Annotated in this window: 23 protein-coding genes; 10 read left to right on the forward strand and 13 right to left on the reverse strand. The window is 67.2% G+C overall.

Translation table 11 applies throughout. From position 1 onward, the window contains the following. Positions 1–30: 30 nt before the first annotated feature. Entirely contained in the window at positions 31–459 is a 429-nt protein-coding gene (locus HPC46_RS05380) for a DUF3499 domain-containing protein (protein ID WP_325096572.1), read from the reverse strand. Between the two features lie 162 nt (positions 460–621). Between HPC46_RS05380 and HPC46_RS05385 the strand changes: the two genes are divergently transcribed. After that, entirely contained in the window at positions 622–1,044 is a 423-nt protein-coding gene (locus HPC46_RS05385; protein ID WP_005140443.1) for a metallopeptidase family protein, read from the forward strand. Between the two features lie 14 nt (positions 1,045–1,058). Here HPC46_RS05385 and HPC46_RS05390 read toward each other — a convergent pair whose 3' ends face one another. Next, complete coding sequence (locus HPC46_RS05390) at positions 1,059–1,418, reverse strand: WhiB family transcriptional regulator (RefSeq protein ID WP_325096573.1); 360 nt, start codon at positions 1,416–1,418, stop codon at positions 1,059–1,061. A 301-nt stretch (positions 1,419–1,719) separates the two neighbouring features. On the opposite strand from HPC46_RS05390, the gene cofD reads away from it, so the two are divergent. The 3 genes from cofD to HPC46_RS05405 are packed head-to-tail and all read left to right on the forward strand — an operon-like array spanning position 1,720 to position 4,609. After that, positions 1,720–2,721, forward strand: coding sequence for a 2-phospho-L-lactate transferase (cofD, locus tag HPC46_RS34875; protein WP_179467563.1), 1,002 nt, complete (start codon positions 1,720–1,722; stop codon positions 2,719–2,721). Continuing rightward, positions 2,718–4,067 carry a coenzyme F420-0:L-glutamate ligase gene (locus HPC46_RS05400; protein WP_179467565.1) on the forward strand — a complete coding sequence of 450 codons (1,350 nt, stop codon included), beginning with the start codon at positions 2,718–2,720 and terminating at the stop codon, positions 4,065–4,067. The genes cofD and HPC46_RS05400 overlap by 4 nt, the downstream gene beginning before the upstream one ends. Further along, entirely contained in the window at positions 4,064–4,609 is a 546-nt protein-coding gene (locus HPC46_RS05405; RefSeq protein ID WP_179467567.1) for an NUDIX hydrolase, read from the forward strand. Before HPC46_RS05400 ends, HPC46_RS05405 begins: the two co-directional genes overlap by 4 nt. On the opposite strand, the gene manB is transcribed toward HPC46_RS05405, so the two are convergent. From manB to rfbD, 3 genes are read right to left on the reverse strand one after another with little or no spacing between them, the layout of a single operon-like run. Then, positions 4,606–5,682, reverse strand: coding sequence for a mannose-1-phosphate guanylyltransferase ManB (gene manB / locus HPC46_RS05410; protein WP_179467848.1), 1,077 nt, complete (start codon positions 5,680–5,682; stop codon positions 4,606–4,608). The genes HPC46_RS05405 and manB overlap by 4 nt on opposite strands. An 18-nt stretch (positions 5,683–5,700) precedes the next feature. Beyond that, positions 5,701–6,576 (reverse strand): glycosyltransferase family 2 protein, encoded by an 876-nt coding sequence (locus HPC46_RS05415; protein WP_325096574.1) that lies wholly within the window; start codon positions 6,574–6,576, stop codon positions 5,701–5,703. Next, complete coding sequence (gene rfbD / locus HPC46_RS05420) at positions 6,573–7,451, reverse strand: dTDP-4-dehydrorhamnose reductase (protein ID WP_179467569.1); 879 nt, start codon at positions 7,449–7,451, stop codon at positions 6,573–6,575. The genes HPC46_RS05415 and rfbD overlap by 4 nt, the downstream gene beginning before the upstream one ends. A 145-nt stretch (positions 7,452–7,596) precedes the next feature. On the opposite strand from rfbD, the gene HPC46_RS05425 reads away from it, so the two are divergent. Continuing rightward, the gene (locus HPC46_RS05425; protein ID WP_233716247.1) at positions 7,597–9,015 is read left to right on the forward strand and encodes an LCP family protein; all 1,419 of its coding nucleotides are present in this window, start codon (positions 7,597–7,599) and stop codon (positions 9,013–9,015) included. Then, the gene (locus tag HPC46_RS05430) at positions 9,015–9,725 is read left to right on the forward strand and encodes a TIGR03089 family protein (RefSeq protein WP_179467571.1); all 711 of its coding nucleotides are present in this window, start codon (positions 9,015–9,017) and stop codon (positions 9,723–9,725) included. Before HPC46_RS05425 ends, HPC46_RS05430 begins: the two co-directional genes overlap by 1 nt. Here HPC46_RS05430 and HPC46_RS05435 read toward each other — a convergent pair. Further along, positions 9,722–9,925 (reverse strand): three-helix bundle dimerization domain-containing protein, encoded by a 204-nt coding sequence (locus HPC46_RS05435; RefSeq protein WP_179467573.1) that lies wholly within the window; start codon positions 9,923–9,925, stop codon positions 9,722–9,724. The genes HPC46_RS05430 and HPC46_RS05435 overlap by 4 nt on opposite strands. Positions 9,926–10,475: 550 nt before the next feature. Here HPC46_RS05435 and HPC46_RS05440 point away from each other — a divergent pair. From HPC46_RS05440 to HPC46_RS05450, 3 genes are all read left to right on the forward strand, one after another. Further along, a complete protein-coding gene (locus HPC46_RS05440) occupies positions 10,476–11,987 on the forward strand; it encodes a VCBS domain-containing protein (protein ID WP_179467575.1) in 1,512 nt (503 codons plus the stop codon). A gap of 85 nt (positions 11,988–12,072) precedes the next feature. Continuing rightward, complete coding sequence (locus tag HPC46_RS05445; protein ID WP_179467577.1) at positions 12,073–13,056, forward strand: cation transporter; 984 nt, start codon at positions 12,073–12,075, stop codon at positions 13,054–13,056. Beyond that, positions 13,037–13,843, forward strand: coding sequence for a biotin--[acetyl-CoA-carboxylase] ligase (locus HPC46_RS05450; protein ID WP_179467579.1), 807 nt, complete (start codon positions 13,037–13,039; stop codon positions 13,841–13,843). The genes HPC46_RS05445 and HPC46_RS05450 overlap by 20 nt, the downstream gene beginning before the upstream one ends. Position 13,844: 1 nt before the next feature. Here HPC46_RS05450 and HPC46_RS05455 read toward each other — a convergent pair whose 3' ends face one another. Genes HPC46_RS05455 through HPC46_RS05465 form a run of 3 tightly spaced genes read right to left on the reverse strand, consistent with a single transcriptional unit; the run spans position 13,845 to position 16,716 of the window. Continuing rightward, the gene (locus HPC46_RS05455; protein ID WP_179467581.1) at positions 13,845–15,005 is read right to left on the reverse strand and encodes an acyl-CoA dehydrogenase; all 1,161 of its coding nucleotides are present in this window, start codon (positions 15,003–15,005) and stop codon (positions 13,845–13,847) included. Between the two features lie 42 nt (positions 15,006–15,047). After that, positions 15,048–15,557, reverse strand: a complete 510-nt coding sequence (gene purE / locus HPC46_RS05460) for a 5-(carboxyamino)imidazole ribonucleotide mutase (protein WP_179467583.1) — start codon at positions 15,555–15,557, stop codon at positions 15,048–15,050. Continuing rightward, on the reverse strand, positions 15,550–16,716 hold the full coding sequence (locus tag HPC46_RS05465; RefSeq protein ID WP_233716249.1) for a 5-(carboxyamino)imidazole ribonucleotide synthase: 1,167 nt from the start codon (positions 16,714–16,716) through the stop codon (positions 15,550–15,552). The genes purE and HPC46_RS05465 overlap by 8 nt, the downstream gene beginning before the upstream one ends. A gap of 99 nt (positions 16,717–16,815) precedes the next feature. On the opposite strand from HPC46_RS05465, the gene HPC46_RS05470 reads away from it, so the two are divergent. After that, positions 16,816–17,466, forward strand: a complete 651-nt coding sequence (locus tag HPC46_RS05470) for a GtrA family protein (RefSeq protein ID WP_179467587.1) — start codon at positions 16,816–16,818, stop codon at positions 17,464–17,466. Here the strand turns inward: HPC46_RS05470 and HPC46_RS05475 are convergent. From HPC46_RS05475 to HPC46_RS05490, 4 genes are read right to left on the reverse strand one after another with little or no spacing between them, the layout of a single operon-like run. Continuing rightward, positions 17,421–17,939, reverse strand: a complete 519-nt coding sequence (locus HPC46_RS05475) for a PH domain-containing protein (RefSeq protein ID WP_179467589.1) — start codon at positions 17,937–17,939, stop codon at positions 17,421–17,423. The genes HPC46_RS05470 and HPC46_RS05475 overlap by 46 nt on opposite strands. 26 nt (positions 17,940–17,965) lie before the next feature. Then, a complete protein-coding gene (locus HPC46_RS05480; protein ID WP_179467591.1) occupies positions 17,966–18,697 on the reverse strand; it encodes a DUF2510 domain-containing protein in 732 nt (243 codons plus the stop codon). Further along, entirely contained in the window at positions 18,694–18,888 is a 195-nt protein-coding gene (locus HPC46_RS05485) for a hypothetical protein (RefSeq protein WP_179467593.1), read from the reverse strand. The genes HPC46_RS05480 and HPC46_RS05485 overlap by 4 nt, the downstream gene beginning before the upstream one ends. Continuing rightward, the gene (locus tag HPC46_RS05490; protein ID WP_179467595.1) at positions 18,888–21,074 is read right to left on the reverse strand and encodes a hypothetical protein; all 2,187 of its coding nucleotides are present in this window, start codon (positions 21,072–21,074) and stop codon (positions 18,888–18,890) included. Before HPC46_RS05490 ends, HPC46_RS05485 begins: the two co-directional genes overlap by 1 nt. Positions 21,075–21,094: the final 20 nt, after the last annotated feature.

A 21,094-nucleotide genomic window follows, 5' to 3' on the forward strand; every position in this document is an offset into this window, starting at 1 on the left:
TTGTGCGCCCCGGCAAGGGCGCCTATCGCGTCAGTCGGTCGGGTCGGGCAGTACGCGCAGGTGCCCACGCCGACGGCCGGCGGTGGTGGGCCGATGTACCGCCGACGGCATCATCGAAGTACCGGTGGCGGGCGCGTGCGCCGCACCGCCGGGGTCGGAGAAACCGGCGACCGGCGACCGCGGCGCCAACCCGTCATGACCCTCGCGAACGGCGTCGGCAAGGGCCACCAGGTCGTCCTCGTCCGGGTACTCGGGCAGCGGACCGGCATGGCGAACCAATTCCCAGCCGATCGGCGCGGTGATCCGGTTGGCATGACCGACGCATAGGTCCCACGAGTGCGGTTCGCGCGACGTGGCCAGCGGGCCGACGACGGCGGTGGAGTCGGAATAGACGAACGTCAGCGTCGCCACCGCATAATGGGGGCACCCAGGCCGGCAGCAGCGACGGGGAACATTCACGTCCGTGAGGTTATCGCGGTTCATTCACCGGCGAGGAGCGGACACGCGCAGCCGCAAGGCCGCCGATTCACAACCGTTACGATCACTCCCGTGGCCGATTCCCGCAGCTCCCGGCGAGGTGGCCGCTCTGGCGGTGGCCCGGGATCACGCCGGGGACGCGAGATGCGGGGACCGCTGCTGCCGCCGACCGTGCCGGGGTGGCGCAGCCGCGCCGAGCGATTCGACATGGCGGTGCTGGAGGCTTACGAGCCGATCGAGCGGCGCTGGCAACAACGGCTCACCGGATTGGACGTCGCCGTCGACGAGATCCCGCGCATCGCGCCGAAGGATCCGGACAGTGTGCAATGGCCGGCCGAAGTCGTCGCCGACGGGCCGATCGCGCTGGCCCGCCTGATCCCGGCCGGGGTTGACGTTCGCGGTAACTCCACGCGGGCCCGAATAGTGCTGTTTCGCAAGCCGATCGAGCGGCGGGCCAAAGACTCGATCGACCTGACGGATCTCTTGCACGAGATATTGGTGGCACAGGTGGCCACGTACCTCGGAGTCGAACCGTCAGTCATCGACCCGAGTATGGAAGAGGATTAGTCGCGCGAGCCGGTTCAGACGATGCCGCGCTTGAGGCGACGACGCTCCCGCTCGGAGAGCCCGCCCCAGATACCGAAGCGCTCATCGTGGGCCAGGGCGTAATCGAGGCACGCATCGCGCACCTCGCAGCCCAGGCAGATGCGCTTGGCTTCACGGGTCGAACCACCCTTTTCAGGGAAGAAGGCCTCGGGGTCGGTCTGCGCGCACAGTGCGCGCTCCTGCCACTGGTCTTCGTCTTCGGCCGTATCCGGCGTCGCATCGATGATCGGGTCAGGCACCAAACTCAGGTGAGCGCGTGCCATTACCCCCATCGTCTGCGATCCGGGAATGGACTGCGGCAACCCCATCGCGCCGATTACGTGCTCATAGGACATTTCCGCCTCCTCACCTGGTTTTCGTAGATCTTTCGCATGTCGCCCACTATTGAAGTGTGCCCAACTCAATTCGAACACCTGGTCGAATCACGGTCTGGGACACCGAAACCGGCAGGTCCGACCGGGAAATGACACTGATGTGATTAGACACGTCTGAGATGCTTCGCGCAAGCGATTGAACCGAAATTAATACCATTTTCCTTGGACAATTCGGCGAGTCGATGCACCGGCGTGTCTTGGGAGTGACTCGATTGTGACCGCGTGCGTCGCCGAAAAGGCCGACCGCCTAGTGTCGGTCGGTGTGAAGATCACCGTTCTGGTCGGCGGCGTCGGAGGCGCCCGATTCCTGCTGGGCGTGCAGCGACTGCTCGGGCTCGGCCAGTTCGCCGGCCAGATATCCGCAGCCACAAGCGATCTTGATCACGCGCTCACGGCGGTGGTCAACATCGGCGACGACGCGTGGATGCACGGGGTGCGCATCTGCCCCGACCTCGATACCTGTATGTACACCTTAGGTGGAGGCATCGATCCCGAGCGCGGCTGGGGACATCGCAACGAGACCTGGAATGCCAAAGAGGAATTGGCTGCCTACGGCGTGCAACCGGATTGGTTCGGTTTGGGCGACCGGGATTTGGCCACGCATTTGGTGCGCAGTCAAATGCTGCGGGCGGGATATCCGCTTTCCCAGGTGACCGAGGCGCTGTGCGATCGCTGGACGCCCGGCGCCACGCTGCTGCCGGCCAGTGACGACCGCTGCGAAACCCACGTCGTGATCGACGATCCGGAGACCGGCGACCGCAAGGCTATTCACTTCCAGGAATGGTGGGTGCGCTACCGGGCGCAGGTGACCACTCACAGCTTCGCCTTCGTGGGGTCCGAAAACGCCACTGCCGGGCCCGGTGTCGTCGATGCGATCACCGATGCCGACGTCGTCATGCTGGCCCCGTCGAACCCCGTGGTCAGCGTCGGGGCGATCCTGGCCATCCCCGGCGTCCGCGCCGCCCTGCGGTCCACGCCCGCCCCGGTCATCGGCTACTCCCCCATCATCGGTGGAAAGCCATTGCGGGGCATGGCCGACGAATGCCTGTCGGTGATCGGCGTCGAATCCTCGTCACAAGCCGTCGCCCGGCACTACGGCGCACGGTCGGCGACCGGAATCCTGGACTACTGGCTGATCTCCGAAGGGGATCACGCCGAAATAGCCGGGGTGACGGTGAAGTCGATACCCCTGCTGATGTCCGAGCCGTCGGCCACGGCCGAAATGGTGCGCGCCGGGCTGGAACTGGCGGGGGTGACATCGTGAGCCCGAGCCGCGACCACGGCAGCGCCGCACCCGTCGAAATCCTGCCCGTCCCCGGGCTTCCGGAGTTCCGCCCCGGCGACGATCTTGCCGGCGCCGTCGCCGCGGCGGCGCCGTGGCTGCGCGACGGCGACATCGTCGTCGTCACCAGTAAGATCATGTCCAAATGCGAGGGTCGCATCGTGGCGGCACCAGCGGATCCCGACGAGCGGGATGCGCTGCGCCGCACCCTCATCGACGCCGAGGCCGTCCGGGTGCTGGCCCGCAAGGGCCGCACGCTGATCACCGAGAACCGCAACGGCATCGTGCAGGCTGCCGCCGGTGTCGACGGGTCCAATGTCGGCGCAACCGAATTGGCGCTGCTGCCCGTCGATCCCGACGCCAGCGCCGCCGCACTGCGCAGTGCACTACGTGACCGGCTGGGCGTCGACGTCGCCGTACTCGTCACCGACACCATGGGCCGCGCCTGGCGTAACGGGCAAACAGACGCCGCGATCGGCTCATCCGGGCTGCCGGTGCTGTACGGCTACGCCGGCGCCGTCGACAGGCACGGCAACGAGCTGGTGGTCACCGAGGTGGCCGTCGCCGACGAAGTCGCGGCCGCCGCCGACCTGGTGAAAGGCAAGCTGACGGCGGTACCCGTGGCTGTGGTGCGCGGTCTGGACCTCGGTGACGACGGATCCACTGCGGCACGTCTGCTCCGCGGTGGCGATGATGACCTGTTCTGGCTGGGCACCGCCGAGTCGATCGAACTCGGCCGCCGCCAAGCCCAGCTGCTGCGCCGTTCGGTGCGCCAGTTCACCCAAGAACCCGTCGATGCCGCGCTCATCGAAGAGGCGGTCGCCGAGGCACTCACGGCCCCCGCCCCGCACCACACCCGTCCGGTGCGGTTCGTCTGGCTGGCCGACCGCGACCGTCGCATCGCTCTCCTGGACGCGATGAAGGACGCGTGGCGTGCTGACCTGACCGCCGACGGCAAGCCGGCCGACGCGGTCGAGCGGCGGGTCGGGCGCGGGCAGATCCTCTATGACGCACCGGAGGTCGTGATCCCGTTCCTGGTACCCGAAGGTGCCCATAGCTATCCGGACCCAGCCCGCACCGAGGCCGAGCACGCCATGTTCACCGTCGCCGTCGGTGCGGCGGTGCAGGCGTTGCTGGTGGCGCTGGCCGTGCGGGGCGTGGGCAGCTGCTGGATCGGTTCGACCATCTTCGCCGCCGGGCTGGTCCGTGAAACCCTCGATCTGCCAACGGATTGGGAACCACTCGGCGCCATCGCGATCGGCTACCCGATCGAGCAATCCGGGCCGCGCGATCCCGCACCCGTCGGCGATCTGCTGGTGCGCAAATGACCTTTGCCGGTGTCCGGGAATCGGCGATCGAGCTGCTCACCGAATGGAACGCTCCCGACGCCGGCCAGGACGCGTTGCGCCATGCTGTGCTGGCATTCTTGTACGCGCGCGAGGATGCCTGCGAACGTGCCTGCGTCCCAGGCCATATCACCGCCTCAGCGCTGGTGGTCTCCCATTCCGGCGCTGAAGTTCTGCTGACGCTGCATCCGCGGTTGGCCCGCTGGGTGCAACTCGGCGGACACTGCGAGCCGGCCGATACCGACATCGTCGCGGCCGCGACGCGCGAGGCCACCGAGGAATCCGGGATCGCGGGCCTGACCATCGATGCCGCGCTGGGCGCGATTCACGTGCACGCCCTGACGTGCTCGCTGGGTGTACCGACCCGTCACCTGGATTTGCAGTTCATCGCCCGGGCACCGTCGGACGCCGTCATCGCGATCAGTGACGAATCACTCGATCTGCGGTGGTGGCCCGTCGACGCACTGCCCGACGGCATCGATGCGGCCGTGGCACACCTGGTCGCCGTCGCCCGCTCGCGCTAGATGTCTGACGAGTAGCGAATTCCGCAGTCCGGGATCACAACTCCCGGCCACACCCGGGCACCGCGCAGCAATTCACAACGAGCCCCGACATTGGCGCCGTCGCCGATGATGGCGTCGCGGAGCAATGCTCGTGGCCCGATCCGGGCGCCGGACCCGATGATCGAGCGCTCCACCACCGAACCCGCCTCGATACGCGCCCCGTCGAAGATGACCGCACCGTCCAAGCGAACCCCGGGCCCGATCTCGGCGCCCCGGCCGACCACTGTCCCGCCGACCAGGACCGCCCCCGGCGACACCGACGCCCCGTCGTGCACCAGGCTTTCCCCGCGCCGCCCGCCCAGCGCCGGCGACGGCGCCAGACCGCGGACCAGGTCGGCCGAGCCGCGCACGAAGTCCTCCGGGGTACCCATGTCGCGCCAGTAGCTGGAGTCGACGTAGCCGCACACCTTCACCCCGTCGGCCAGCAGCGCCGGAAACACCTCGCGTTCCACCGACACTTCACGCCCACGCGGGATCTGCTCGACGAGTTCGCGTTTGAAGATATAGGTGCCCGCATTGATCTGGTCGGAAGGCGGGTCCTCGGTCTTCTCCAGGAATGCCTGCACCCGGCCGTCGGCGTCGGTGGGCACACAGCCGAACGCTCTCGGATCGCTGACCCGCACCAGGTGCAGGGTCAGATCGGCCTGCGACTGGTGATGGCTGGCCAGCATCTGGCGCAGGTCCATGCCGGACAACACGTCGCCGTTGAACACCATCACGGTGTCATTACGCAGCTTGGGCACCACGTTGGCGATCCCGCCGCCGGTGCCCAGCGGATGTTCCTCGACGACGTATTCGATCTGCAGGCCGAGCTTGGACCCGTCACCGAATTCGGATTCGAACGTCGCCGCCTTGAACGACGTGCCGAGGATGACGTGTTCGATGCCGGCCTCGGCGATGCGGGACAGCAGATGGGTCAGGAACGGCAGCCCCGCGGTGGGCAGCATCGGTTTGGCCGCCGATACGGTCAGCGGCCGCAGCCGGGTGCCTTTTCCGCCGACGAGTACCACCGCGTCGACCTTCGAAGGATCAATTCCACTCACCGGGGCCCCCTACTTCCTCGCCAACTCCCGCCGGGACTTACGTACCGCCGCGCGCGACCTCACCTTCAGCGCGCTCTTCATGGTCCATCGAAGAGGCGCCCGCCACCAGCCAGAATGGCGATCGGAAAGATAAATGTAGGTGCTTTCGTGATGTGCGCGCAGGTTGCTGGCCGGATCACGGCCGGTCGAATGGCCCTTGTCGTGCAGGACCTCCGCCGACGGCACGTACACGTTCAGCCAGCCGGCCTGGCCGATTCGATCACCGAGGTCGACGTCTTCCATATACATGAAGTAGCGCTCATCGAATCCTCTGACCTGGTCGAACGCGGCGCGCCGGATCAGCAGACACGATCCTGACAGCCAATCCACCGGTCGCTCGGTGGGCTCGAGGTATTCCTGCCGGTAGGCCCGGGTCCAGGGGTTCTTCTTCCAGACGAAACCGACGACGGCGTGCATACCGCCGCGCACCAGGCTGGGCAGGTGCCGCGCCGACGGGTAGACCGCCCCGTCGGGGTCGCGCACGAGTGGACCCAGTGTCCCGGCCCGCGGCCACCGCTGCGCGGCGGCCAGCAGTTCGTCGATGCTGTTCGGTCCCCACACCACGTCGGGGTTGGCGACGATCACGAACTCGTCGTCGGCCGGTGCGGTGGCGACGCCGCGGTTGGCCGCACTGCCGTAGCCGAGGTTGCCGCCGGTGCGCAGCAGCCGGGTGCCGGGATAGCGCTCGACGGCTTCCTCGGGTGCTCCGTCGGTCGAGCCGTTGTCGGCCAGTACCACCGTCACCGGGCGTTCGGTGGCCACGGTCAACGACGACAGAAAGCGATCCAGATGTGAGCCCGGGGAGTACGTCACCGTCACCACGGTCAGGGGGCGGCTCGACGTCACGGCGTAGAGGGTAACTGTCCGCCGGTGATGGGTTGGGCAAGCGCCTCGGCCAACGCCTCGCGCCACGGCCGCATCGGGGTCAGGCCCGCCCGCACCGACATCGCCGTCGACAGTGCCGAATAGGCCGGGCGGGGTGCCTTGCGGGCTGACTGCGCCGCACTCACCGGCCGCACCCGCCCCGGGTCGGCGCCCAGTTCTTCGAACACCGCCCGCGCCTGGTCGTACCGGGTGCACGCGCCGTCATTGGCGACGTGCAGGACCGGCTCCCGGATATCGCCGGCGCCGATTTCGAACAGCGCGCCAACGAGGTCCTTGACGTAGGTGGGCGACCCGGTCTGGTCGTCGACGGCCTCGACGGTGCGGTCGGTGGCGGCCAGCCTGCGCAGAACGGCGACGACGTCGGTGCCGTCGGCCCCGGTGTAGACCCACGAGGTTCGCACGATGTGGGCGTCGGGCATCGCGGCGAGCACGGCCAGCTCACCGGCGAGCTTGGTGCGCCCGTAGACGCCCAACGGCGCGGCGGTGTCGCCGACTTCGTAGGGGTGGCGCTGCTCACCAGAAAACACATAGTCGGTGGACAGGTGGATCAGTTGCGCACCAACCCTGGCGCAGGCGTGCGCGACGTTCTCCGGCCCGGTCGTGTTGACGGCATAGGCGCTGTCGGGGTCGGCCTCGGCGGTGTCGACGTTCGCGATCGCCGCGCAGTTGACCACCAGGTCTCCTTCGGCGATGAACCTCTCGGCCGCGGCCGGGTCGGCAATGTCGCACTGCCGGTGCGTCAGCGCGCTGACCTCGAAGCCCCGGCGGGTGGCCTCACCTGCAAGAAAGCGCCCAACCTGGCCTCCGGCACCCGTGATCACGATCCTGCCCGCCACGATTACGAGTCTGGCACGCCGGTTTGCGCTACCCGGCTTGCGCCCATCTCGCCAGTAGCCTGGGCTGATGCCTGCTGACACCGAAGCACTGACGGGCGCCCGGCGGGCGGCCCGCACCGTGCTCGCGTTGATCGCCGTGGCGGTGATGGTCGGCACCGGTGTCGCGTGGGGCAAGATCCGCTCGTTCGAGAACGGCATCTTCCACATGAGTACTGCCGCGCTGGGTGGCGGCGGGCAGGACGGCGCGATCGACATCCTGTTGGTCGGCATGGACAGCCGTACCGATGCGCACGGCAACCCCTTGTCCGAGGATGAGCTCGCGGCTCTGCACGCCGGCGACGACGTGTCGACCAACACCGACACGATCATCCTGGTCCGCATCCCCAACAACGGAAAGTCGGCGACGGCGATCTCGATCCCCCGCGACTCCTACGTCAAGGCCCCGGGCCTGGACAAGACGAAGATCAACGGCGTCTACGGCCAGGTGAAGCTCGAGAAGATGAAGCAGCTGGTCGAGCAGCAGGGCATGGACCCCGCCGAGGCCGAACCCAAGGCCACCGAAGCGGGCCGCGAGGCGCTCATCAAAACCGTCGCCGACCTGACGGGCGTGACCGTCGACCACTATGCGGAGATCGGCCTGCTCGGATTCTCACTGATCACCGACGCACTCGGCGGCGTCGACGTCTGCTTGAAAGATGCTGTCTACGAGCCACTTTCCGGTGCCGACTTCCCCGCCGGCTGGCAGAAGCTCGACGGGCCCCAGGCGTTGAGCTTCGTGCGCCAGCGCCACGACCTGCCGCGCGGCGACCTGGACCGGGTGGTGCGTCAACAGGTGGTGATGGCTTCCCTTGCTCACCAGGTGATTTCGGGTAAGACCCTGACCAGCCCGTCGACCCTGAACAAACTGCAGGACGCGATCCAGCGTTCCGTGGTGCTCTCATCGGGCTGGGACATCATGGATTTCATCAAGCAGCTCGAGCACCTCGCGGGTGGCAACGTGGCATTCGCGACCATCCCGGTACTCGACGAGGCCGGCTGGAGCGACGACGGCATGCAGTCGGTGGTCCGGGTCGATCCATCTCAGGTGCAGGAGTGGGTGGCCGGCCTGCTGCACGACCAGGCGGAGGGCAAGACCGAGAAGATCGCCTACACGCCGGAACAGACGAAGGCCGACGTCATCAACGACACCGATATCAACGGACTCGCCAGCGCGGTATCGGATGTCCTGAGCGCCAAGGGCTTCGGCGCAGGTGACGTCGGCAACAACGACAAGGAACATGTCATCCGCAGCCAGGTGCAGGCCGCCAAGGACGACGACCTCGGCGCCCAGGCGGTCGCCAAAGAACTTGGCGGGCTACCGGTGGTGGCCGCAGAGGGGATTCCGGAGGGCACCGTGCGCGTGGTGTTGTCCAGCGACTACACCGGACCGGGGTCGGGCCTGGAGGGTTCGCTGCCGACGTCGGCAGCGGTTACCGAGGCAGCCGGTCAGGCCGGCGACGGTATGGCTCCCCCGCCCTCGCCCATCATCACCGCGGGGTCCGACGACCCCAAGTGCGTCAACTGATGACCAATCTGACTGCGGCGGTGCTCGATCCACTGTTGAAGGCCGATCCGATGGGTCCGCGGATCACCTACTACGACGATGCGACCGGTGAACGCATCGAGCTGTCGACGGTGACGCTGGCCAACTGGGCGGCCAAGACCGCCAACCTGTTACGCGACGAACTCGGCGCCGGCCCGGGCACCCGGGTCGCGGTGCTGTTGCCCGCGCACTGGCAGACGGCAGCGGTACTGCTCGGCGTCTGGTGGATCGGTGCCGAAGTCGGGCTGACGGGCGCCGCGGATCTGGCGTTGTGCACCTCCGAGCGCTTGGATGAGGCCGACGAGGCGGTGGCCGGCGGCGAGGTGGCGGTGTTGTCGCTGGACCCGTTCGGCAAGCCGGCGGCCGATCTTCCGGTCGGTGTCACCGACTATGCGACGGCGGTACGGGTGCACGGGGACCAGTTCATCACCGAGCCGCAGCCCGGTCCGGCGCTGGCTGGCCGGTCGGTCGACGAGGTCCTTGCCGCCGCAACCGAATCCGCCGCTGCGGCCGGCCTGACGGCCCACGACCGGGTGCTGTCGTCGTTGCCGTGGTCCACCCCCGACGACGTGGTCGCCAACCTGGTGGCGGTGTTCGCCGCGGGCGCATCGCTGGTCCAGGTGGCCAATCCCGACCCGGCAGCATTGCAGCGGCGCCGCACCACCGAGAAGGTGACCCGGGACCTCGGCTAGTTGGGTAGCTGTTCACCGAGCAGTTGACGGGCGCGGCGCTCGACGAGAAGCGGGATGTAGTCGCGCACCGACGCCGCACCGAAGGAGTCCAGCGCCTCATGGACGGCCGCTGCAACCTGGTCTTGCGGCACCTCTGGATGTGCATCAGCCAGTCGCTGGATGAGTTGGGCTATGCGCGCTTCTTCACTGGTCCGACCCACGGGGCAGAAGTTTGCCGGTCATGTTTGACGACTGTCAAAATTTGTGAGGACCGTCTCGGATATGCGGTTCGACGACGGCGACACCGCTGCTGAGAATCGAGGCCGACAGCCCAGTTTCAGCAAACCTGGCTGACATACACCCGATGATCTCTACTGCACAGATACGATTTCTGAAATTCTCCTGTTAATTGCCGTTCGGCCTGTCGCTACCCGCGACGACGCGGTCAAATGAGAGACACAAACGTAAACGTGGCGGGGGTCCAGCATGGTCACTAGGCGTGAAGCGAAGACAACGTCGGGGACGACTGGGAGAGGCGTTCGCTCACGGGGCCGCCGCCGCTCGTACACCTGGCTGGGGACTGGTGCGATCGCGTTGGGTATCGGGGCGGCGTTGACGAGCGGCGCGGGTGTGGCCCACGCCGATGGGGCCAAAGCCGAAACCGGAGCGACGAACTCACGATCAGCAAGCCACAGCGCACGCGCTTCGGTATCGCCGTCATCGTCACGCACTGCGCAGCGTCCGAGGACGACAAGTATCCGAGCAACCGCCGTGCGGTCGACGGGCACGGCACGTCCGCGCACGCTGCCGGCGGCCGGTACAACCATCGCCACAGCGCTGCGGAGTACCCCGACGGCGAACATCAACCCCGTCACCGACACCGTCGCCCGGTTGATGGCGGCCCTGGTGAACATGTTCGGGGTGAACACTCCTACTCCGCCCGCCAATCCGCTGGGCGGAGTGGCGTGGCGAGTTTTCCGAAGCATCAACACCGCGCTGGGCTTCGTCCCGCTGGCCGGCACACCGACTGTCAGCCAGCCCGACCCGACCACTGGCACCGTCACCGGCACCTGGGTATTCACTCAACCTGCCGGCTTGGACCTGAACTACGGATTCAGCCAGGCCGCCAACGGCACCGTGCACGTGTACACCGACGGCACCTATTCGTACACGCCCACCGAGACGGCCCGCCAAACTGCGACCGCCACGACGACCGACAGCTTCCTCATCAACGCCGCCGACAGCGTCGCCTCCACCAACCTGGTGATCACCGTCCCGGTGTTGCCCTTCAGCCACACCGCAATCCCTGTCACCGTCGGCAAGCTTCCTGTCGGCGTGGCGGTCAGCCCCGCCGGCCCCGCGGCCGGCTACATCTACACGACCAATCTTGGCGACGGCACGGTGTCGGTGATCAACCCCGCCACGAACGCCGTCACCGCCACCATCACGGTTGGCGGGATCCCGAATGGGGTCGCGATCATCCCCAATGGACCCAAGGCCGGCTATGTCTACGTCACCGGCACCAGGTGGTACGGCACCCACAGCGATCAATACAACGGAGTGTCGGTGATCGACCCCACCACCAACACCGTTGTGGACCGTATCGCGTACGCGCCCGACGTAACCCTCGCGGTTGCGGCCAGTCCGGTCGGCGCCGGCTACATCTATGTGGAAGTTGCCGGCACGTCCGGTAACTACGTGTCGGTGATCGACCCGACCACCAACACCATCGTCACCAGCGTCGGCGTCGGCAAGGGTTCGTCCGGCACGGAGGTGGCGGTCAGCCCCGCCGGACCCAAGACGGGCTATGTCTATGTCGCCAACACAGGCGACAACACCGTGTCGGTGATCAACCCCGCCACCAACACCGCCACCACGGTCAACGTGGGTCAAGCTCCGACCGGCGTGGCAGTCGTCCCGACCGGCCCCAAGGCCGGCTACGTATACGTCACCAACTTCGGCGGCGGCACGGTGTCGGTGATCGACCCCACGACCAACACGATCACCGCCACCATCGACGTCGGCCACAACCCATGGATTGTCGCGGTCAGCCCCACCGGCCCGAGGGCCGGATACGTCTACGTCGCCAACTTCACCCTGACCTCCCCGACCACGCCGACCGGCATCGTTCAGGTGATCGACCCAGCCACCAACGCGGTGGTCGACACCATGATCGTCAACACCTCCTACAACCTCGAAGGGGGAATTGCGATCAGCGATGCCGGCAAGGTCTACGTCACCAACGGGCTGGACCCCACGATGTGGGTGATTTCCTCCGGGTAGCCGCAGCACCAGAGTCTTGGCTTGAGCTCGTGTGGCCGCGGTGACGCTCTCGCTGACGGCGAATCGCGACCGATAGGCTGGCCAGATGACAGACGCCGCGGAGGCGAACGTTCTTCGGGCTGAGCGGCGCAGCCTCTATGCCTACATGTTCGCGATGCTGGGCCTGGCGGTGCTCGGCTTCGCTGTGTACGCCATCACGCGGGTGTCGGCCACCCAGTTGGACGGCGTCATCTCGCTGATCAATGCGGCGGCCGCGTTCATCGCCGCCCGCTTGGCTGTCACCGCGTCCCGACCGCCCGACTCCGAAAGTCCTTACGGGCGACTGGCTTTGGAGAATCTGTATGGACTGTTTCGATCATTGATGATTCTCGGCGTGGTGATCGTGGGCCTGGTAACCAACCTCGTCAAGGTGGTCGACTACCTGATCACCCGTCAGGGCAGCGAGCCGGAATTCGGGCTGGCGGCGGTGTATACCGCGGTGTGCGTGCTGATCTGCCTGACCCTCAAGTGGAATCACGAACGCAACAACCGCTCGGTCGGCGGCGCCTCGGCACTGCTGCGCGTCGAGGCGACCGCGGCGAAGATGGAGGCTTTCATCAGCGGCGGTATCTGTGCCTCGCTGGTCGTTGTCGCGGTCCTGCCGGAGGGTACGGTTCTCACCTCCGAGCAGTTCAACATCAAGGACATTGCTGACAGCATCATCGTGCTGATCCTGTGCCTGCTGCTGGTGGGCGAACCCGTGCGCCAGATCCGTCTGGAGTTCGGCCGGCTGTCCGGACGTCGCGCGGATCCCGCCCTGGACGAGGCGGTGCGGGCGGCGATCGCCGCGGTCTCCGCCGAGCATGCCGACGAACTCGACCATGAGCTGACGCTGGTCGACGCCCTGGCCATCAGCCGGGGAAAGACCGTCGAGGTGGACCTGCGGGTGGCCTACACCGGCACCATGTCGGTTCAGGAGCAGGACGACCTGCGTGCCCACACCTTCACTGAGCTGCGCGATCGGATCGGCCCGATCCGGCTCACCCTGGTGTTCAGTAAGTTTCCCATTCATGCAACGCCCTCCGCTTGACCTCTCCGCAGTACGCCGACCTCTGACCGGACCCCGCGATGCGTTGCAGCGCATCGACGTGGCCGACGAGACCGGCTCGACCAACGCCGACCTGCTGGCCCGGCACGCTGCGGGCGAGGACATCCGCGGCGCGGTGCTGCTCGCCGAGCATCAGAGCGCCGGCCGGGGCCGCAACGGACGCAGCTGGTCGGCGCCGGCACGCTCGCAGATCGCCCTGTCCATCGGGGTGGACGCTGCGGGCGTTCCCGCGGAGGGCTGGGGTTGGCTCCCGTTGCTGACCGGTGTCGCGCTCGTCGACGCCGTCCGGAACAGCACCGGCATCGAAGCCGGCGTGAAGTGGCCCAACGATGTCCTGGTGGGCAGTGGCAAGCTCGCAGGCATCCTGGCCGAGGTCGCCGCGCCCGATCCGGTCATCGTGGTCGGGCTCGGGCTCAACGTCACCCTGACCGCCGCGGAGGCGCCAGACCCCAGAGCCACCTCACTGCAGATGCTGGGAGCGGACATGCTCGACCGCGATGTGTTGGCTGGGGCCATCCTGCGCGAACTCATCACCCGCATCGAAAAGTGGTGGACCGCAAAGGGACCCGATGCGTCTCTCGTCGCGGACTATCGCCTGCGCAGCAGTACCCTGGGCAGCCAGGTTCGGGCCATCATGCCCGGCGGGAATGAAATCATCGGCGTCGCAGTCGATATCGACAGCCTGGGCCGGTTGAACATCGATACCGGCAGCGAGGTCGCGACGGTCTCGGCGGGTGATATCACCCACCTGAGACCTGCCGACAACTAGATCAGCGCAGCAGCGCGCGGGACATCACGACCCGCTGGATCTGGTTGGTGCCCTCGTAGATCTGAGTGATCTTGGCATCGCGCATCATTCGCTCGACTGGGAAGTCGACGGTGTAGCCGGCGCCGCCGAACAGCTGGACGGCATCGGTGGTCACCTCCATGGCGACATCGGAGGCGAAACACTTCGAGGCCGCCGAGATGAACCCCAAGTTGGGTTCCCCCCGCTCGGCGCGGGCAGCGGCCGAGTACACCATCAGCCGGGCCGCCTCGACCTTCATCGCCATGTCCGCGAGCATGAACTGCACACCCTGGAAATCGGAGATCGACGTGCCGAACTGCTTGCGGTCCTTGGTATATGCGATCGCCGCGTCCAGTGCCCCCTGCGCGATGCCGACGGCCTGAGCGCCGATGGTCGGGCGAGTGTGGTCCAGGGTGGCCAGCGCGGTCTTGAACCCGGTGCCGGGCTCGCCGACGATCCGGTCACCCGGGATGCGGCAGTTCTCGAAGTACAGCTCGGTGGTCGGCGAGCCCTTGATGCCGAGCTTGCGCTCCTTGGGCCCGATCGTGAAGCCCTCGTCGTCGATGTGCACCATGAACGCCGAAATGCCGTTGGCGCCCTTGTCCGGATCGGTCACCGCCATCACCGTGTACCAGGATGACTTGCCGCCGTTGGTGATCCACGCCTTGGCGCCGTTGAGGATCCAGTCGTCACCGTCGGCCTTGGCACGGGTGCGCATCGATGCCGCGTCGCTGCCGGCCTCCCGCTCCGAGAGCGCATAGGACGCCATCGCCTCACCCGAGGCGATCGACGGCAGCACCTTGTGCTTCAGTTCGTCGGAGCCGCGCAGGATCAGACCCATCGTGCCCAGCTTGTTCACGGCGGGGATCAGCGAGGCCGACGCGTCGACCCGGGCGACCTCCTCGATGACGATGCACGCCGCCACCGAATCCGCACCCTGGCCGCCGTACTCCTCAGGGACGTGAACCGCATTGAATCCCGAGGCGTTCAGCGCATCCAGCGCCTCCTGCGGAAAGCGTGAGTTCTCGTCGCAGTCGGCCGCGTGCGGCGCGATCTCTTTCTCGGCCAGCGCCCGAATCGCCGCCCGCAACTCGTCGTGCTCCTCGGGCAACTTGAATACGTCGAAATCCGGATTTCCCGCCATCACAGCCTCCTTGCTACTCGTCGGTAACTTTAACTCGGGACCTCACTCGCCGAGTAATCGCTCCCGCAGCGCCCGATCCTTCTCCAGGACCTGGGCTTCCAGGTCGTCCTGAAAAGCCGCCATGCGTTTGCGCAGCGCCTCGTCCGACGCGGCCAGGATGCGCACGGCCAACAGGCCGGCATTGCGGGCGCCACCGATCGAGACCGTGGCCACCGGCACGCCGGCCGGCATCTGCACGATCGACAGCAGCGAGTCGATCCCGTCGAGCTTGGCCAGCGGCACCGGAACCCCGATCACCGGCAACGGCGTGGCCGAGGCCACCATCCCCGGCAGATGGGCCGCGCCGCCGGCGCCGGCGATGATCACCCTGATGTCGCGGGCGGCCGCACCGCGGGCGTAGTCGAGCATCCGGCCCGGCGTGCGATGCGCCGACACGACGCCCACCTCGAAGGGCACCTCGAACTCGGCCAGCGCCTCGGCTGCGGCCTCCATGACCGGCCAGTCGCTGTCCGAACCCATGATCAAGCCGACCAGCGGCCCACTGTCAGGCATGCCCGTCCCATCCGTCCGTCCACTCTGCGTGCGACAACCAGTGTGCCGCTCGTTCGGCCCGTTCACGCACCTGATTCACGTCACAACCGGCCGACCCGACGATGTTGACGTGGCCGACCTTGCGACCGGGACGTTCCGCCTTGCCGTACAGGTGCACCTTGGCCTCGGGAATCCGGCCGAAGAGGTGGTGCAGCCGCTCGTCGACACTCATCTCGGGTGCCTGCGGTGCTCCCAATACGTTGGCCATCACCGTCACCGGCGCGATCGGCCTGGTGTCGCCGAGCGGATAGTCCAGGACGGCTCGAAGATGCTGTTCGAACTGGCTGGTCACCGCGCCGTCCATGGTCCAGTGCCCGGAGTTGTGTGGCCGCATCGCCAGCTCGTTGACCAGCAGCGTGCCCTCTCCCGTCTCGAACAGCTCGACCGCCAGCACCCCGACGACACCGAGCTCGGCAGCCAGCCGCAGCCCCAGTTGCTCGGCGTCGGCGGCCAACTCCGCGGACAACCCGGGCGCCGGCGCGACGACGGTGACGCAGATGCCGTCGCGTTGCACCGTCTCCACGATCGGCCATGCGGCGCCCTGACCGAACGGTGAGCGCGCGACCAGTGCAGACAGCTCTCGGCGCATCGACACCCGTTCCTCGAGCAGCACCGGCACATCGTCTGCCAGATAGCCGGCGACCACCTCGCGGGCGTGCGCCAGATCGTCGGCCAGCACCACGCCGCGACCGTCGTACCCGCCGCGGACGGTCTTGATCACCACTGATCCGCCGACCTCAGCGGCGAAGGCGTCGACATCATCGACGCTGGTCACAGCCGTGAAACGCGGGATCGGCGCGCCGAGGGTCTGCAGCTTGCGCCGCATCACCAGCTTGTCCTGGGCGTGCACCAGTGCTTCTGGCGGCGGCGCGACCGTGACACCCTCGGCGACCAGGGTGTCGAGCAGCTCGGTCGGCACGTGCTCGTGGTCGAACGTCAGCGCGGCAGCGCCCACCGCAGCCTTGCGCAACGCCTCGAGGTCGGTGTGAGCACCGATGACGACGTCGGGGGTCACCTGGGCGGCCGGGTCGTCGGGGCTGACGGCCAGTACCCGAAGGCTCTGGCCGAGCGCGATCGCGGCCTGGTGGGTCATCCGGGCCAGCTGGCCGCCGCCGACCATGGCGACGATAGGGGGTGTGGGGCGCTTCGACACGGCCATCATGGTGTCAGACCTGCGCGAGTACGCACACGTGCGGTGACTTCCGTAGACTTGCTCCTTGTGTCTTTCGCAGATGCCACGATCGCTCGGCTGCCCCGACCGATCCGGCCCTTCGCCGAGCGGCATCACGAGCTCATCAAGTTCGCGATCGTCGGTGCAACGACGTTCATCATCGACTCGGCGATCTTCTACACGCTGAAGCTGACGATCCTCGAGCCCAAGCCGGTCACCGCCAAGGTGATCGCGGGCATCGTCGCGGTGATCGCCTCCTACGTGCTGAACCGCGAATGGAGCTTCCGCAACCGCGGCGGTCGGGAGCGACACCACGAAGCACTGCTGTTCTTCGCGGTCAGCGGTGTCGGCGTGCTGTTGAGCATGGCCCCGCTGTGGTTCTCCAGTTATGTGCTGGAGCTGCGGGTGCCGCACGTCTCACTGACGATCGAGAACATCGCCGACTTCATCTCTGCCTACGTCCTGGGCAACCTGCTGCAGATGGCGTTCCGGTTCTGGGCATTCCGCCGCTGGGTATTCCCCGACGAGTTCGGCCCGAGCCATGACAAGGGACTCGAATCCACGCTCACCGGCGGCGGTTTCGTCGAGGCTCTGGAGGACGAGTACGAGGCCGGCGGCACCGTCACACCGCTGCGGCGCCGGCGGACACCGCGTCAGCTGGGCGACTCTTCGGAGCCCAGGGTGTCGAAAACTTCGTGATACAGCAGTGAATGCACCCGCTCCACGCGGGGTATGTCGTGGAATTCCAAGGGATCCTGACTCGCCGATTCGATGATCAGGGTGCCGGTGCGCAACATGCGGTCGAGCAGACCGTGCCGGAACTCCACACTGTTGATGCGCGCCAACGGGATATCGATGCCCGAACGGGTCAGCAGCCCGTGGCGGAACATCACCCGCCGGTCGGTGATCACGAAATGCGTTGTGAGCCAGTTCAAGAACTTCCACAATGTGAGCCAGCCGACCAGGATCAGCCAGAGCGCCGCGATGACGCCGAAAAGCACCTTCTTGGCGGTGGGGTCCCAGTTCGTGTTGTTGACGAGGGCGGCGACGAAAGCCGCAGCGACGGTGGCGATGAGTAGTACGAGGATCGGGCCCACCAAGCGCTTCCAGTGCGGGTGGCGGTGCAGCACGACCTGCTCACCCCCGGCGAGCACGTTCTCGGGATAGCCCACGGGCGAACTTTACCTAGTCGCCCGGTTCACTGGGTGGCTTGAAGATATTCGACGCACTCGGTTTCGGCGCGCCCCGTCTGGACCATGCACACCCCGACCGCCGGATCAGTGCCCTGCCCGACCTCGGGCATCGGGATCACACCTGGCGTCAGTGACCACAGATAGCGGTCGGTGTCGGCAAGGCGCTCACAGTAAGTGGCAGAACCGTCCGCGGCGACGCCGGTGCCGCCGGGCGGACACGGGGCCGCGACGACGGCGGGCGGCGGAGGACCGGGCGCCTCCGTCGGTGTCGGCTGGGCGCTCGTCGGCGCGCTCGATGGGGTGGAAGCGTCGCGGGACAGCTGCACAGCGATGTCGGCGCCGGCGGTCGCGAGTAGTCCCACGGTGACCAATCCCGCGGCCAGTGCGACCCAGGACTCGGCGCGCGACGCCGACGTCATGGATTCCCGGTCGACGCCGAGGGTGCCGCCGTCGGCCACCTGCTGGGTCCACGCGGCGCCGTCCCAGTAGCGGCATTGGTGGCGGCCGGTGGGATCGACCGACCAGCGTGCGGTCGAGCCCACCGGCTCCACGCCGGGCGGCGCCACCAGCGGCGCACCGCATTCGCCGCAGAAGCGCCGGTCCTCAGGGTTGGCGTGGCCCGCCAGGCAGATCACGGCACCCGACTCGAGCAGGTCACCGCACTGACCGCAGAAGTACTGCCCGTCGGAGTTGGCGTGCCCGTTGGAACAGGTCGCCACCGGCCTCCCAGACCTCATGAGACGAACGTCACCATGTAGACGGTCGCGACGACGATCGCACCGACGGCCGCACACACGGCCTGCAGCATGAGAACCGCGGTGGTGCGATCCGGGCGGCGCACGCCGAGCGGCGACACGGCTCGTTCCCGCCGCAGACTCGCCATCAGAAACAGCACACCGGACAACACGAACAATGCGATGGCGATCATCAATTGCCTCCCAACCTGATGTTCGGCGCGCTCGGCCGCTTCAAGACGAGCACTCCCCCGGAGTCGTACACCGTCTGGTAACCCTTCTCGGTCCGCAGAAGCTCGAGGGCCCCCTGGGTTATCGCCGGGGTGGCGCCCAAGCTCAGACGAACGAAGTTCTCGTCTTGTTCGGTATTCGAGAAGTACTCGACGTCAGGCTGCGCAGTGCAGGTGGCCAACTCTTCCGCCGATTCGAAACAGCTGTCCGCCAAGTCGAAGTCGCGCGGCACGCCGTAGAGCGCCCCCTGGCCCCAATACCCAAGTCCGGCATCGTGAATCTTCGCGACCAGCTCACTGGCGATGGCCAATTCGTGCGGCTTCGTCCGTTCGAACGAGATGTTCAGGCCCCGATTTGCCGTCACCAACAAGCCAGTGACGAGCAGCACGCAACCGGCCGCGACGGCCATCAGACGCCGCGGCAGGGCGCTGCCGGTGCGCGGACGAAGCAGCGGCAGGATGCACATCGCGGCGAGCGGCGAGAGCACCGGCGACGCGTACAGGAATGCCCGGATCGCCACCTCGCCGCCGTAGCTCTGTAGCATCACCAGGACGAACGGCGACAACGCCAGCGCCGCGATCAACCATGGCCTGCTCCTCGGCAATCGGCGCAGCCGCAGCCATCCGATGCCTGCGAGCGCCATCAGGAGCAGCGCGGAGCCGATTCGGAGCAGCTGCAGATCACGGTAGGTGGGATCACCCGTGATCTTCTGCGACACAGAAGAATTCAGGTTCTGGTCCACACCGCCGATATCGGCGATGACCTGGCCGAGGTGCCCCTGCCAGTAGGCCGCGGCCCCATAGCGGAACCACCCGATGAAGATCACGAACGCGGCCAGCCACAACAGCTTGTAGCGCGTCAGGCCGGCGGCCGAAATGATCAGCAGCACACCGATGGCGGCCAGCGGCGTCAACTGGTGGGCGACCACCATCGCGGCGAGGATGACGACGAGCGTCATCTCCATCGCCAGCGTCCACGACCCGTCCCGTCCGGTCACCCGCCCCGGTATTCTCCGCCACGCGGTCGCGGTCCGTTTCAGCCTGCTACCGGCGAGTGCCGGCACATTGGAAGCCCTTAACTGCCATAGCAATACGGCCAGAAGCGTGGCGTAGAAGAGCATCGCGACTGCTTGTGGCGCGAAGTAGTCCTGCTGATACCAGTTGAACAGCGTGAGCATCGTGACACCGAGCCAGCCGACGCGTCTGCTGCCGGTGATGGCCAGGCCGATGGCGTAGACCGGGAACATCAGGCAGATGCCGAATACCAGCGAGGCACTGACCAGAAGGATCGCGCTGTCGTGCAGTCCGGTGGTGGTGATCAGGTTGGCTGCGGCGGAGAAGAATCCGGCCCAGCTGATCCGGGCGTCCACCGGTGGCGGCAGTGCTCCGCCGTCGATCAGCCAGTTGGTGATCATCCGGTGCACGTATGCGGTCACGAACGGCGCGGTGCCCATCGACCATGCGACCGGCATGGTGATGTAGGCGATCAGGACGACGTTGGACGTCGCGACCACCGCACGATCGAGAACGGCGCGGCGGTATTCGATCACGAGCACGGCGCACAGCAGCGCCAGTCCGGCGTAGTAGTCCACTCCCAGCACGCCGAACAGTCCCAGACTGCCCGCCGCCTCGACATCGAGCCGGCGTACCGCGCTGAAGAACAACGCCGCAACCGCCACCAGCAGGGTCACGCTGACCCACCGGACACCGGTCGGCGCCACGCCGCGGCGCACCCAGCGCAGCACACCAGCGACGGTCACGGTCTGCCGCTCCCGGTACCACTGCCGGCCCAACGCCGCGGTGGCCACCACACCGATGGCCGAAACCGCGTATTGAGTGGCATACGGCTGGTGCAGCCCGCCCGCGTAATTCAATTGGGCGGCAAGGATATTGACGGCCAACGACAACGAAACCCCGATGGCGGCGAACACCCCGTTGGTCGGCAGCCGAAGCAACGCCGCGATCGGGAACCCGGGCATCGCGAGCACAGCCACGACTCCCACAGCGGCCCGCAGCGCCGGCGGCAGGGCACCCGCGACACCGAATGCGGACAGCGTGGTGATGGCCAGCGATGCGGCGACGACGACGGCGGAGGCGACAACGGTCAGAGGTACCCAGATCGGCAGCGGCGTCCGACGGCGTTGCAGCACCGACTCAGCCTACCGATTAG

The organism is Mycolicibacterium vinylchloridicum (genome assembly GCF_013404075.1).
GTDB classification, from domain to species: domain Bacteria; phylum Actinomycetota; class Actinomycetes; order Mycobacteriales; family Mycobacteriaceae; genus Mycobacterium; species Mycobacterium vinylchloridicum.

Coding starts and splice junctions, on each gene's coding strand:
- HPC46_RS05385 (WP_005140443.1), top strand. CDS start 622: ATGCGGGGACCGCTGCTGCCGCCGACCGTGCCGGGGTGGCGCAGCCGC.
- HPC46_RS05390 (WP_325096573.1), bottom strand. CDS start 1,418: ATGTCCTATGAGCACGTAATCGGCGCGATGGGGTTGCCGCAGTCCATT.
- HPC46_RS05405 (WP_179467567.1), top strand. CDS start 4,064: ATGACCTTTGCCGGTGTCCGGGAATCGGCGATCGAGCTGCTCACCGAA.
- HPC46_RS05425 (WP_233716247.1), top strand. CDS start 7,597: ATGGTCGGCACCGGTGTCGCGTGGGGCAAGATCCGCTCGTTCGAGAAC.
- HPC46_RS05430 (WP_179467571.1), top strand. CDS start 9,015: ATGACCAATCTGACTGCGGCGGTGCTCGATCCACTGTTGAAGGCCGAT.
- HPC46_RS05445 (WP_179467577.1), top strand. CDS start 12,073: ATGACAGACGCCGCGGAGGCGAACGTTCTTCGGGCTGAGCGGCGCAGC.
- HPC46_RS05450 (WP_179467579.1), top strand. CDS start 13,037: ATGCAACGCCCTCCGCTTGACCTCTCCGCAGTACGCCGACCTCTGACC.
- HPC46_RS05455 (WP_179467581.1), bottom strand. CDS start 15,005: ATGGCGGGAAATCCGGATTTCGACGTATTCAAGTTGCCCGAGGAGCAC.
- purE (WP_179467583.1), bottom strand. CDS start 15,557: ATGCCTGACAGTGGGCCGCTGGTCGGCTTGATCATGGGTTCGGACAGC.
- HPC46_RS05465 (WP_233716249.1), bottom strand. CDS start 16,716: ATGGTCGGCGGCGGCCAGCTGGCCCGGATGACCCACCAGGCCGCGATC.
- HPC46_RS05480 (WP_179467591.1), bottom strand. CDS start 18,697: ATGAGGTCTGGGAGGCCGGTGGCGACCTGTTCCAACGGGCACGCCAAC.
- HPC46_RS05485 (WP_179467593.1), bottom strand. CDS start 18,888: ATGATCGCCATCGCATTGTTCGTGTTGTCCGGTGTGCTGTTTCTGATG.